This window comes from Streptomyces sp. NPDC107765 (genome assembly GCF_055657085.1).
This window is the reverse complement of sequence record NZ_JBVKBL010000002.1, coordinates 543,920-556,431: the sequence shown is the minus strand read 5'-3', so window position 1 is coordinate 556,431 and position 12,512 is coordinate 543,920. Positions and strand designations below refer to the sequence as shown.

Annotated in this window: 11 protein-coding genes and 1 riboswitch; of the genes, 7 read left to right on the top strand and 4 right to left on the bottom strand. The window is 71.0% G+C overall.

Annotated elements, in window-relative coordinates; genetic code table 11:
- Positions 1 to 183: 183 nt before the first annotated feature.
- Positions 184 to 1,425 (bottom strand): ornithine--oxo-acid transaminase, encoded by a 1,242-nt coding sequence (gene rocD / locus ACZ7MX_RS06990; RefSeq protein ID WP_472130026.1) that lies wholly within the window; start codon positions 1,423 to 1,425, stop codon positions 184 to 186.
- A 183-nt stretch (positions 1,426 to 1,608) separates the two neighbouring features.
- Positions 1,609 to 1,700: riboswitch (ZMP/ZTP riboswitch) on the top strand.
- Positions 1,701 to 1,741: 41 nt separating this feature from the next.
- Between rocD and ACZ7MX_RS06985 the strand changes: the two genes are divergently transcribed.
- The 4 genes from ACZ7MX_RS06985 to ACZ7MX_RS06970 all read left to right on the top strand — a co-directional run bounded on the left by ACZ7MX_RS06985 (position 1,742) and on the right by ACZ7MX_RS06970 (position 6,203).
- A complete protein-coding gene (locus ACZ7MX_RS06985; RefSeq protein WP_472130024.1) occupies positions 1,742 to 3,058 on the top strand; it encodes a serine hydroxymethyltransferase in 1,317 nt (438 codons plus the stop codon).
- A 298-nt stretch (positions 3,059 to 3,356) separates the two neighbouring features.
- Positions 3,357 to 4,370, top strand: a complete 1,014-nt coding sequence (trpS, locus tag ACZ7MX_RS06980; RefSeq protein WP_472130023.1) for a tryptophan--tRNA ligase — start codon at positions 3,357 to 3,359, stop codon at positions 4,368 to 4,370.
- Positions 4,371 to 4,554: 184 nt separating this feature from the next.
- Complete coding sequence (locus ACZ7MX_RS06975) at positions 4,555 to 5,139, top strand: 2'-5' RNA ligase family protein (protein WP_472130021.1); 585 nt, start codon at positions 4,555 to 4,557, stop codon at positions 5,137 to 5,139.
- A 137-nt stretch (positions 5,140 to 5,276) separates the two neighbouring features.
- Positions 5,277 to 6,203 (top strand): YihY/virulence factor BrkB family protein, encoded by a 927-nt coding sequence (locus ACZ7MX_RS06970; RefSeq protein WP_472130019.1) that lies wholly within the window; start codon positions 5,277 to 5,279, stop codon positions 6,201 to 6,203.
- Positions 6,204 to 6,270: 67 nt separating this feature from the next.
- Here the strand turns inward: ACZ7MX_RS06970 and ACZ7MX_RS06965 are convergent, their stop codons facing one another.
- A complete protein-coding gene (locus ACZ7MX_RS06965) occupies positions 6,271 to 7,737 on the bottom strand; it encodes a D-alanyl-D-alanine carboxypeptidase family protein (protein ID WP_472130601.1) in 1,467 nt (488 codons plus the stop codon).
- 10 nt (positions 7,738 to 7,747) lie between these two features.
- Here ACZ7MX_RS06965 and ACZ7MX_RS06960 point away from each other — a divergent pair, with 10 nt between their 5' ends.
- From ACZ7MX_RS06960 to ACZ7MX_RS06950, 3 genes are all read left to right on the top strand, one after another.
- Entirely contained in the window at positions 7,748 to 7,999 is a 252-nt protein-coding gene (locus tag ACZ7MX_RS06960) for an SCO4848 family membrane protein (RefSeq protein ID WP_030417175.1), read from the top strand.
- Between the two features lie 382 nt (positions 8,000 to 8,381).
- Positions 8,382 to 9,131 (top strand): guanitoxin biosynthesis heme-dependent pre-guanitoxin N-hydroxylase GntA, encoded by a 750-nt coding sequence (gene gntA / locus ACZ7MX_RS06955; RefSeq protein WP_472130017.1) that lies wholly within the window; start codon positions 8,382 to 8,384, stop codon positions 9,129 to 9,131.
- A 251-nt stretch (positions 9,132 to 9,382) separates the two neighbouring features.
- Positions 9,383 to 10,702 (top strand): metallophosphoesterase, encoded by a 1,320-nt coding sequence (locus ACZ7MX_RS06950; RefSeq protein WP_472130015.1) that lies wholly within the window; start codon positions 9,383 to 9,385, stop codon positions 10,700 to 10,702.
- Positions 10,703 to 10,720: 18 nt separating this feature from the next.
- Here the strand turns inward: ACZ7MX_RS06950 and ACZ7MX_RS06945 are convergent, their stop codons facing one another.
- Positions 10,721 to 11,230 carry an NUDIX domain-containing protein gene (locus ACZ7MX_RS06945; protein WP_466972328.1) on the bottom strand — a complete coding sequence of 170 codons (510 nt, stop codon included), beginning with the start codon at positions 11,228 to 11,230 and terminating at the stop codon, positions 10,721 to 10,723.
- The gene (locus tag ACZ7MX_RS06940) at positions 11,227 to 12,303 is read right to left on the bottom strand and encodes an alpha/beta hydrolase family protein (protein ID WP_472130014.1); all 1,077 of its coding nucleotides are present in this window, start codon (positions 12,301 to 12,303) and stop codon (positions 11,227 to 11,229) included. Before ACZ7MX_RS06940 ends, ACZ7MX_RS06945 begins: the two co-directional genes overlap by 4 nt.
- Positions 12,304 to 12,512: the final 209 nt, after the last annotated feature.

Here is a 12,512-nt window from a genome sequence, read left to right as displayed (position 1 = left end):
CCGCCGCGCCGGACGGGCTGGCGCGGGGCTCGGCACGGGCCTGGCCTGGCACAGCGAGCGGCCAGGGCCTCGCGCCCGCCGCCGGCCGCCCGCTGCACGTCCGCCGCCCCCTCGCGCCCCCCGCCACGCCGTTCCTCACACCCTCCTGTCCCTCCCGTCCCGCGCCCTCCGGCAGGCCCCCCGTCACGCCTCCAGGACGTCCCGCAGCCGTTCCAGCCCCCAGTCCAGGTCCTCCTTGCTGATCATCAGGGGCGGCGCGAGCCGGATCGTCGCGCCGTGGGTGTCCTTGACCAGGACGCCGCGTGCCATCAGCTGCTCGGAGACCGCGCGCCCGGTGCCGCGGGACGGGTTGACGTCCACGCCCGCCCACAGTCCGCGGCCGCGCACCGCGTCCACCGTCCCGCCGCCCACCAGCAGCCCCAGCTCGCTGTGCAGGTGCTCGCCCAACTCCGTTGCCCGTTCCTGGTATTCGCCGGTCCGCAGCATCGCGATCACCTCCAGCGCGACCGCGCAGGCCAGCGGGTTCCCGCCGAACGTCGAGCCGTGCTCGCCCGGCGCGAAGACGCCCAGCACCTCGCGGGAGGACACCACCGCCGACACCGGCACCACCCCGCCGCCCAGCGCCTTGCCGAGCACGTACACGTCGGGCACCACGCCCTCGTGCTCACAGGCGAAGGTCCGGCCCGTGCGGCCCAGCCCGGACTGGATCTCATCGGCGACGAACAGCACGTTCCGCCGCCGGGTCAGCTCGCGCACGCCCGCCAGATAGCCGGGCGGCGGCACCCGTACGCCCGCCTCGCCCTGGATCGGCTCCAGCAGCACCGCGACGGTCCGCTCGTCGACCGCCGCCTCCATCGCGGCCAGGTCGCCGTAGGGGACGATCTCGAAACCGGGGGTGTACGGGCCGAAGCCGGCGCGGGCCTCGGGATCGGTGGAGAACGAGACGATGGTGGTGGTCCGGCCGTGGAAGTTGCCGTCCGCGACGACGATCTTCGCCCGGCCGTCCGGGACGCCCTTGACCTGGTAGCCCCATTTGCGGGCCGTCTTCACCGCGGTCTCCACCGCCTCGGCGCCGGTGTTCATCGGCAGCACCAGTTCCATCCCGCACAGCTCGGCCAGCCGGGTGCAGAAGTCGCCGAACCGGTCGTGGTGGAAGGCGCGGGAGGTGAGGGTGACCCGTTCCAGCTGGGCGCGGGCGGCGGCCAGCAGCCGCGGGTGGCCGTGCCCGAAGTTCAGCGCGGAGTACCCGGCGAGCATGTCCAGATAGCGCCGGCCCGTCACGTCCGTCATCCAGGCACCCTCGGCGGTCGCCACGACCACCGGGAGCGGGTGGTAGTTGTGCGCGCTGTGGGCTTCCGCGGCGGCGAGGGCGGCTGCGATGCCGGGTTCCGTGGCGGCTGCGGTGCCGGGTTCCGTGGACGTCACCGTGACTCCGTTCCGGTAGACCGTACGGGGTGTATGGAGTGAGTTTCCCTATATGCCCCTCTATATTGCCCCGCAGGCGGTTCGTCCGGAAGCCGCCAGGACGGTCGGGTGGTGCCGGCACCAGCTTGTGGGGCAGAAGGGGTGTTCCCGGCACCGGGGCGCGCACGGCCGTCTAGACTCGGCGGTGCGCATCGCGACTGGCGTACGGGGAAGCGACCCCGAGGGAGCGCTGCGTGGCCACCACCACGAGGTGTCGCCCCGCCTGGGCACCCCGGGACCACGACCGGACCACCGATCGACCGCCCCGGAGGACGCCATGTCACTTCCGCAGTCCGCGCACGCCCACTCCGCGCACCCGCAGTCCGCATCCCTCTCCCATCCCGCGCTGAGCGCCGCCGACCCCGAACTGGCCGCGCTGGTCGGCGCCGAGGAGCAGCTCCAGGCCGACACGCTGCGGCTGATCCCCAGCGAGAACTACGTCTCCGCGGCCGTCCTGGAAGCCACCGGCACGGTCCTGCAGAACAAGTACAGCGAGGGATACCCGGGCCGTCGCTACTACGAAGGCCAGCAGAACATCGACCTCGTCGAGACCCTGGCCGTCGAGCGCGCCAAGGCCGTCTTCGGCGTCGAACACGCCAACGTCCAGCCGTACTCGGGCTCGCCCGCCAACCTCGCCGCCTATCTCGCGTTCGCCGAGCCGGGCGACACCGTGCTCGGCATGGCGCTGCCGATGGGCGGCCACCTCACGCACGGCTGGGGCGTCTCGGCGACCGGCACGTGGTTCCGCGGCGTCCAGTACGGCGTACGCGCCGACACCGCGCTGATCGACTTCGACGAGGTGCGCGACCTCGCCCGCAAGGAACGCCCGAAGATCATCTTCTGTGGTGGTACCGCCGTCCCGCGCACCATCGACTTCGCCGCGTTCGGCGAGATCGCCCGCGAGGTCGATGCCGTCCTCGTCGCGGACATCGCGCACATCGCCGGGCTGGTCGCGGGCGGCGCCCACCCGTCGCCCGTCCCGCACGCGGACGTCATCTCCACCACCACCCACAAGACCCTGCGCGGACCGCGGGGCGCGATGCTGATGTCCCGGGCCAGCCACGCCAAGGCCGTCGACAAGGCGGTCTTCCCCGGTCTGCAGGGCGGCCCGCACAACCACACCACGGCCGCCATCGCGGTCGCCCTGCACGAGGCCGCCGCCCCGACCTTCCGGGAGTACGCGCACGCCGTCGTCGCCAACGCCAAGGCGCTCGCCGAGGCGCTGCTCGCCCGCGGCTACGACCTGGTCTCCGGCGGCACCGACAACCACCTGGTGCTGATCGACCTCACGTCGAAGGACGTCCCCGGCAAGGTCGCGGCCAAGGCCCTGGACCGGGCGGGCATCGTCGTCAACTACAACACCGTCCCCTTCGACCCCCGTAAGCCCTTCGACCCCTCCGGCATCCGCATCGGCACCCCCGCGCTCACCTCCCGCGGCCTGGGCACGGACCGGATGCCGCAGGTCGCGGAGTGGTTCGACCGCGGCGTCCAGGCCGCGGCGAAGGGCGACGAGGACGCCCTCACGGTGATCCGCACCGAGGTCGCCGAGCTGATGGCGGCCTACCCGGCGCCGGGACTGGCTGTCGGGGAGTAGGCGGCCGTGGGGGAGTAGACGGCCGGGGGATCACCGACCGCCGGGAATCCTCGACCGCCGGGGATCACCGACCGCCGGGAATCCTCGACCGCCGCCGAATCCCCGACCGCCGGGGAATACCCGCCCCCACCTGCACGTTGTGGCCCCGCAGGGGGCCTCGCCATCCCCTAGGGGATGTGTTCGAGAACCCCCTGCGGGATCACCCCTACGAACCCCCACCCTCACCCCCGAGGCCCGCCCCCGCCCCCGCGCCCACCGGACGCCCTACCGCCCCCCGCGACCTGAGACAATCAATCCCATGGCTCTCGAACGTCCTCGTGTGCTCTCCGGTATCCAGCCCACCGCCGGCTCCTTCCACCTCGGCAACTACCTCGGCGCGGTGCGCCAGTGGGTGGACCTCCAGGAGTCCCACGACGCCTTCTACATGGTCGTCGACCTCCATGCGATCACCGTCCCGCAGGACCCGGCGGAACTGCGCCGCAACACCCGGATCGCGGCCGCCCAGCTGCTCGCGGCCGGCCTCGACCCGGAGCGCTGCACGCTCTTCGTCCAGAGCCACGTGCCCGAGCACGCCCAGCTCGGCTGGGTCATGAACTGCGTCACCGGTTTCGGCGAGGCCTCCCGGATGACCCAGTTCAAGGACAAGTCGGCCAAGCAGGGCGCGGACCGCACCACCGTCGGTCTGTTCACCTACCCCGTGCTGATGGTGGCCGACATCCTCCTCTACCAGGCTGATCAGGTCCCGGTCGGCGAGGACCAGCGCCAGCACCTGGAGCTGACCCGCGACCTCGCGGATCGCTTCAACACCCGCTACGGCGACACCTTCGCCATCCCCAACCCGTACATCCTCAAGGAGACGGCGAAGATCTTCGATCTTCAGGACCCGTCGATCAAGATGAGCAAGTCGGCGTCCTCGCCCAAGGGCATCATCGACCTGCTCGACGACCCCAAGGTCACCGCGAAGAAGGTCAAGAGCGCCGTGACGGACACCGACACGGTGATCCGCTTCGACCGCGAGGCCAAGCCCGGCGTCAGCAACCTCCTCAGCATCCTCTCCACCCTCACCGGCACCGCCATCCCGGACCTGGAGAAGTCCTACGAGGGCAAGATGTACGGCGCCCTCAAGACGGATCTGGCCGAGGTGATGGTCGACTTCGTCACACCGTTCCGGGACCGTACGCGGGAATTCCTCGACGACCCCGAGACGCTGGACTCCCTGCTGGCCAAGGGCGCGGAGAAGGCCCGCGCGGTCGCCGCGGAGACCCTCGCCACCACCTACGACCGGCTCGGACTCCTGCCGGCCAAGCACTGACGGAACGGTCCGCGCGGCCCGCCCCGGCCGGCCGCGCGGACCCCGCCGGGGCCGCCGCCCCCACTCACGGGGGCACAACGGCCCGGCCGTCCGAGGGCCGGGGACGCTCCCCGTCAGGGGTGCGCACCCGGCACACTAAGAGGGTGCGCGAGCGCGCCGCACACACGTCAGGAGGGAGAGGCCAGTGGGGACCGTAACGCTGGGCGTTTCGATCGCGGTCCCGGAGCCGTACGGCAGCTTCCTCCAGCGGAAGCGCGCCGGCTTCGGGGACCCCGCCGCACACGGCATCCCCACCCACATCACCCTCCTCCCGCCCACGGAGGTCCAGGCCGACGCGTTGCCCGCCATCGAGCGCCACCTGGCCGGTGTCGCGGCCGCCTCCCGCCCCTTCCCGCTCCGGCTGGAGGGCACCGACACCTTCCGCCCGCTCTCCCCGGTCGTCTACGTGAAGGTCACCGAGGGCGCGGCCGGCTGCACCGCCCTCCAGGCCCGGGTCCGCGCCGCCTCCGGCCCGTGCGCCCGTGACCTGCAGTTCCCGTACCACCCTCATGTGACGGTCGCGCACGGCATCGCCGAGGACGCCATGGATCACGCCCGGGCCGAGCTCGCGGACTTCTCCGCGACCTGGACGATCGCCGGGTTCGCCCTCTACCAGCAGGGCGCGGACGCCGTCTGGCGCCTGGAGCGCGAGTACCCCTTCGGCCCGCAGGCCCCCGCCGTCCCGCGCCAGGCCGTCGACCTCTCCCGCCCGCCGGCTCCCTCCTGCTGACACCGGCGCGCGGTCTGCCGCCGGCCGGATGCACCGGGCCGTTACGGGGCACCGGATGCGCAAAGGCCGTTACGGGGTAGTCGGACCTTAGGGTTCCGGATCACCGGGGTGACCGACTGCTGCACGAGGGGAGCGCCGTGGACTGGTTGAGGAAACTGCCGGTGGTCGGGCCGGCCGTCGGCTGGCTGATGACCACTCACCTCTGGCACGCCTACGAACGCATGCTCCGGGTGCACTGGACCCGGCTCGCCGCCGCGATCACCTTCACCAGCTTCGTCGCCCTCTTCCCGCTGCTCACCGTGGGCGCCGCGATCGGCGCCGCGCTGCTCAGCGACAGCGACCTGCACAAGCTGGAGGGCAAGGTCGCCGAGCAGCTCCCCGGCATCTCCGGGCAGATGGACATCGCCGGGCTCGTCGCCAACGCCACCACGATCGGTCTGGTCGCCGGCGCCGCGCTGCTGTTGACCGGCATCGGCTGGGTCGACTCACTGCGCGACTGCCTGCGCGCCGTATGGGAGAAGGGCGACGACGACACCAACTTCTTCGTCGGCAAGCTCCGGGACGGCGCCCTGCTGCTGGGACTCGGCGGGGTCGCCCTGCTCTCGTTCGCCTGCTCGGCCTTCGCGTCCTCCGCGGTCGGCAAGGCGGCGCACGCGCTCGGCCTGGCGGAGGGCGGCATCGGCACCGTCCTGCTGTCCGCCGCCGGCTTCTGCATCGCCGTCCTCGCGGACTTCCTGCTGCTCGTCTACGTCCTGACCAAACTGCCCGGCGCCCACCCGCCGCGCAGCGCCGTGGTCATCGCCGGCCTCCTCGGCGCGATCGGCTTCGAACTGCTGAAGCTGCTGCTCAGCGGCTATCTGCAGGGCGTCGCCTCACGCAGCATGTACGGCGCCTTCGGCACCCCGATCGCGTTGCTGCTGTGGATCAACTTCACCGCGAAGCTGCTGGTGTACTGCGCCTCGTGGACGGCCACGGCGGGGGAGGAGACGAACGGGGCGACCGGGGCGGAGGAATCCGGCGACGCGGGACCCGGAGCCGCCGAAGCGGCGACGGGAGCCGCATAGCCCCCGCCCCGCCGGCTCACTCGCTCCGCAGGCTCACTCCGCCCCGCCGGCTCATTCCGCCCCCGGCTCACTTCGCGGCGCGGCGCCGCCGCACCACCAGTGCCACCGCGCCGAGGACCACCACCGCACCGCCGGTGATCCCCACCGCGGTCCAGGTGCCGCCCGAGCCGGTGCTGTCCAGCGCCGCCTGGGTGCTCCCCTGCCCGCCCTTGTGGCGCTTGCCCTGGGCGCTCACCGCGCCGGTGCCGTCGTCCTCGCTGCGCGGCCCGACCAGCCGGCCGACCGGCTCGACCTTGTCGGCCGCCGCGAACCCCCAGTCGAGCAGCTTGGCGGCCTCGCGGTAGGCCTCGTTGTGCACCGCCTTCTCCGGGTGCATGACGGTGACCAGCAGCTTGCGGTCGCCGCGCTGCGCCATGCCGGTGAAGGTCGACCCGGCGTTGGTGGTCGAGCCGTTCTTCACGCCCGCGATCCCGGGATACGGCTTGATGTCGTAGTCCCCGCTCAGCAGGCGGTTGGTGTTCTGGATCCCGAACGTCGCCCGCTTGCCGTCCTTGCCCTTGTCCCCGGGGAACTGGGCGCTCGCGGTCGAGCAGTACTCGCGGAAGTCGGCGTTCCGCAGCCCGGCCCGGGCGAACAGGCTCAGGTCGTACGCGCTGGAGACCTGCCCCGGAGCGTCGTAACCGTCCGGCGTGACGACGTGCGTGTCGTTGGCGTTCAGTTCCTTCGCGTGCCGCTGCATCTGCGTGACGGTGGCCTTCGTCCCGCCGTTCATCGCCGAGAGCGTGTGCACCGCGTCGTTCCCGGAGCGCAGGAACACCCCGAGCCACAGGTCGTGGACCGTGTAGGTCAGGTTCTCCTTTATCCCGACCAGGCTGCTGCCCACACCCATGCCTGCGAGATCGGCGGGCTTGACCGTGTACTTCCGGTTCTTCGGGAACTTCGGCATGACGGTGTCCGCGAACAGCATCTTCAGGGTGCTGGCGGGCGCCAGTTGCCAGTGCGGGTTCTTCGCGGCCAGCACCTTGCCGGACGCGGCGTCCGAGATGATCCAGGACCGGGCGGTCAGCGCGTCCGGCCCCGGCAGCTTCGGCGCACCGGGCTTCAGCTGCACCTGTACGCCGGGTGTGCCCAGCCGCTCCCCGCCGATCTGCGACATCTTCGCCGGCGGCGCGGGGGCCTTGGGGTCCTTCTGGTCGGCGTACGCGGTGCCGGCCAGCAGCGGAGAGGCCAGCAGCCCGGAGACGGCCAGTGCGGCGGCGGCACGCAGGGACCGGCCGCGACGCACCGCCGCGCGCCCGACGGCGCCGGAGGCACGGGCGGTACGGGAGGCTCCGGCGGCGGCCGGACCGGACGTGCCGGACGCATCGAGGGCGTCCGGGGCGCCGGGGGACGTGGAGGGACGGGCAGGGACGGAAGCCGTGAAAGCACTGAAGGTCGTCGGCACGTCGCTGAACGTACCCCTCTTCGTCCCGGTCGCCGACAGCACCCCACGGAAGAGTGCCCCTCCCGACGGCCGGATGGAGCCGCTGCCCATACTGGAACCCATGAAGCTCTCTCGCCCCGTCTCCTGGTTCCTGCTCGCCTTCGGGGTCTGGAGCTGGTTCATCTGGATCACTTTCGTCAAAAACCTCTGCAAGGACGGGAGCGGTCTGGCCTTCAACGACGCCGGCGACCCGACCGCATACTTCTGGGTCCATCTGCTGCTGGCCGTGACGTCCTTTCTGTTGGGGACGGCAATCGGCGTGATCGGGTTCCGTGGCGTACGGGCCCTGCGCCGCGCGGCGGCGGACAAGTAGCGGACGGGGCGGCTCCGGCGAACTCCCGGGGGCGGACCGGCTCCTCGGTCCGCGCCGCCCCGCCCGGGCCCCCGTCGCCCCGCCCGGTTCGGCCCGCGGCTTACTCACCCTCCGTAGAACCGCCGTAATCGTCCCGGGATGTGAGCGATTCGTCGCGAGGAATTTTGCTGGGGGGTTTTCCCAGAACCGCTTCCGCCGGTCACAATCACCAGGCGACTTCCCCCGTCTCCTGCGGACCCGGCGCTACCCGGGTGCGGTCACGGCTGCCCTGCCGTGCGCCGCCCCCGGCGCCGGGTGCCGCCCGTGCGGGGTGGGTGCTATCGGATGCGTGAAGGAGATGATCTCCCGTCGAGGAGGCATGTAGGTGGAAGGAAGGCTGTCCATGACGTCGGACGCGCGTGGTGAGGTCGAGGCATTCATCCTGGGGGACCGGTTCTCCTGCCTGGCGGGCCGTTCGGCCTGGCGCCAGGGCGGCATCACACACCGGCACTATGACGTGCTGGGGAGCGAGGAGGCCGCCCGGCTGATGGCGCTCGATCTCGCGGAATTCGTCGGCTCGGCGGATTGGAGCGCCCGGTCCTTCACCAGCTTCATCGCCACCTTCGAGCAGCCCCGCGGCGTGGACGAACTGCGCTTCGAGGAACTCCTCTGGCAGCAGCTCCAGCTCCTCCACGAGCAGGACGCGGAGAACCACCGGTGGGCGACGGGCTATGCCTCGGACCCGCAGGCCAGGGAATTCGCGTACAGCGTGGCCGGACACCCGTTCTTCGTGATCGGCCTGCACGAGACCCACCGCCGCTGGGGCCGCCGCCCGCCCTTCCCGATGCTCGCCTTCAACTCCCACGAGCAGTTCACCCGCATCAAGGGCGCGGGAATGTGGGACCGCCTGGCGGAAAAGATACGCAAGCAGGACATCAAGCTGCAGGGCGATATCAATCCGAATTTGCAGGAATACGAGGAGCTTTCCGAGGCCCGCCGCTATTCCGGCCGTCCCAAGCCCGCGGAATGGCAGTGCCCGTTCGTCCCCGTCCCCGCCCCCGCCCCCGGCGAAGCGGGCCAGGGCCGGGAAGGGGAGCTGGACCGGGACCGGGACCTGGACCGGGACCGGGAACTGACTCCCTCGGGGGCCTGAGCGAGCGAGGCGCGTGGGGGGCCTGAGCGAAGCGCGTGGAGGGCTGAGCCGAAGCGCGTGGGGGCTGAGCGAAAACGCGTGGGGGGCGGGCCGACTGGCTGTCCGGCGGCCTGTGCCCCCACGGCCGGGCGCTGCTTCCCCGTCCCGGTCCGCCCGCCCGATAGCGTGTCCATGCCCACGCCGATTCCCCTGACGGTGCCCGTGCCCAGGGATCGGTGTGTACGGGGGCCGGTGACTACTCGGGAGACGCGGTGATCTTCGCTCTGATCGCGGTGCCGGTCCTCGGCCTGTTCTTCGGCGTGCACCGCTACGTGTGGTGCCGCCTGGTCCGCGACACCACCGCACCCGGCAGCCGGACCCGCCGCGCCGGCACCGCCGCCGCCTTCGCCCTCCCACTGCTCTCCCTCGGCGCCCTCCTCTCCGGCCGGGCCGGCGCCCCCTTCGTGCTCCAGCAGGTGCTGGCCTGGCCCGGGTACCTCTGGCTGGCCCTGCTGCTGTACCTCGTCCTGGCACTGCTGGCCGGCGAGGTCGTACGGGCGGTGGGCCTGCGGCTCCTCCGGGGACGGGAGACACCGGCCACCACGCCTTCTGCCGCCCTCCCGTCCCCGTCCCCGTCTCCGTCCCCGTCCCCCTCGCCCGAGACCCCCGACGGCCCGCGGGCCTCCACCCCCTCCTCCACCCCCACTCCCTCCTCCGCCCCCACCCTCCTGCCGCCCCGCACCCCCGCCCTGCCCCCGCTCCCCACCCCGCCCCGGCGGCTCTTCCTCGCCCGGGCGGTGGCCGCCGGTGCGTCCCTGGCCGCCACGGCCGCCGTCGGGTACGGGACCGCGACCACCTTCCGCGGCCCGTCCGTGAAGCGGGTGACCGTGCCGCTGGCCAAACTGCCGCGCGCCACCCACGGGTTCCGCATCGCCGTGGTGAGCGACATCCACCTGGGGCCGATCCTCGGCCGCGCACACACCCGGCGCGTCGTCGAGACGGTCAACCGCACCTCTCCCGACCTGATCGCCATCGTCGGCGACCTGGTCGACGGCAGCGTCGCCGACCTGGGCCCGGCCGCGGAGCCCCTGCGCGAGCTGCGCGCCCGCCACGGCGCATTCTTCGTCACCGGCAACCACGAGTACTACTCGGGCGCCGCCCAATGGGTGGACCACGTACGGGAGTTGGGCATCCACCCGCTGGAGAACGCGCGGACCGCGCTGCCCGGCTTCGACCTCGCGGGTGTCAACGACCTCGCCGGTGCGACCGAACACGCCGGTCCCGACTACGACCTGGCGCTGGGCGACCGCGACCCGGCCCGCGCCGTCGTCCTCATGGCGCACCAGCCGGTCACCATCCACGACACCGTGCGGTACGGGGTGGACCTCCAGCTCTCCGGCCACACCCACGGCGGCCAGATGTGGCCCTTCACCTACGTAGCCGAGGCCACGAACCCGACCGTGGCGGGGCTGGAGCGCTACGGCAACACCCAGCTGTACGTGACCCGCGGAGCCGGCGCCTGGGGCCCGCCCGTACGACTGGGCGCACCCCCGGACGTCACGGTGGTCGAACTGGCCTCCCTGCGAGCGTGATCAGGAGGCTGTGGGAAGCTAGCGGGCCGATCCGTTGTGCAGGTAGCAAGGAACGCCACGAGTCATGGCTTCTGTGGCCGCCAAGAAGCGGGACCGCAAGCGCTGTGGAAGCATCGAGGTCGCTCGCGAGTGAGGTACGAAGGCAAGTTGGGACAGCTCTTCGTCGCGCGGTCGCGCCCCGGTTGCTTCGTTGGCATCCAACACGCCGCCATCGAAGATGAAGGCGAGCTGATCATCCCAAGCCTCATGGGGAGCCACCCAGTCCACCACGAGCAACCCATGGAGCGTGATGGTCAAGCCCAGCTCTTCTTTGACCTCCCGTACTGCTGCGCAGGCCGGAGGCTCGTTCGCTTCCGCCATTCCGCCGGGCAGGTCCCATCCTGGTTTGTACGTCGGCTTGACCAGGAGGAAGTCGCCGGCCCCGTTCCTCAGCAGCACATCGGCAGCCACCCGTTTGCGGGCTTGCCGTGCGTTGCCCTCAGCCAAGTACGCGTACCAGGCTTCAGGGTCATCAGGTGTGGGTGTCATGAGAGTGTGCCTTCGTTACTGGGCGCCATGATGTCGGCAAGGAGCAGCAGGCGTGTCTTCGCTGCAACGTCGAATCGCTCAAGGAAGTCCCGCACGGGACGATGGGCGCGGTGACTGTCCAGCATGCGCCGAAGATCGGCCAACTGATTGACCACCCGCACCGAGCCGAGTGACGGGTTCGTCGTCAAGAGCATCACACCGAAGTGCAGGACCGCGTCCAGGTCGCCGCGGTCAGCGTGGGTCGCCACCAAGTTGATCTGGCTCATGGCGAGGGAGCGTGCCCGCCCTGACTCCCTGAGCGTCACCGCCCGATCGGCGTGTTCCAAAGCTTCGTCGTAACGCTTCATGTCCCGATACGTAAGGGCGCTCTCACTTGCCAGCGAGGCTTCATCAAAGGGACTGATCCAAGGATGGGTTGCTTCCGCAGAGCCAGCGAGCGCATCGTGGGCCCGCTCCAGTTCCCGCAAGGCCACTGTTCCTTGATCGGCGACAGCGAGTGCCCGTGCGTGCATGGAGTGGAGCCGAGCTGTCAGCGAGGGGATGAGTGGCCCCTGGCCAGCGAACTGAAGGCCGACCTTCGCCCAGTGCACCGCCTCTCCCACTTCTCCCACTTGCAAGGCGAGATGGCTACTACTGGCTGCAACGTTGGCAGCCAATGGCGCGTCCCCTGAAGTCCGCGCCAAGGGCAACGCTCGCGCGAAGTGGCTTTGGGCCCGGCCGTCACGCCCAGAGTCGTGCGCCATCCATCCCGCCATCTCACTGAGGGCAGCGGCAGCAGCAAAGACTTGCGGTTCGCTCCCCGCGTCTACCAGGCGACGCGCAATGTTTTCCTTCAGGTGACGGATCACCGCAGCGTAAAGGCGACCGCCACCCGTCTGCTTGTCTGCGTTTCGGAATGCGTCTATGGCTGCAAGGTCGTTGCCCTCCGGTTCCCAAGCCGGGCCGGCCACCGGTTCGGCCCCCCGAGGTTCCCAAGGCCGCCGGGCCAGCCCCAACATGGCGCCTGGAATGCGCAAGGCATCGGAAATTTGCTCAAACAGGGATAGTTTCTCCACGCGGCTCTTGTTGTTCATGTAGTCGTAGAGTCGCCCCTGCGTGACCCCTACAGCAGCCGCAAGGCGCCGCGTGCTCAAGCCGCGGTGATTCAAGAGCCGGAAAACAGCGCCCATATCGCGCTCAGAGCAGGCGCGTTGGAATCGGACGTCACTTAGTAAGCCGGCTACAGCTGTCTGTAGGTCCTGCTGCTCACGCCCCACTGGTACCACCCCTGCTTCAGCGTAAG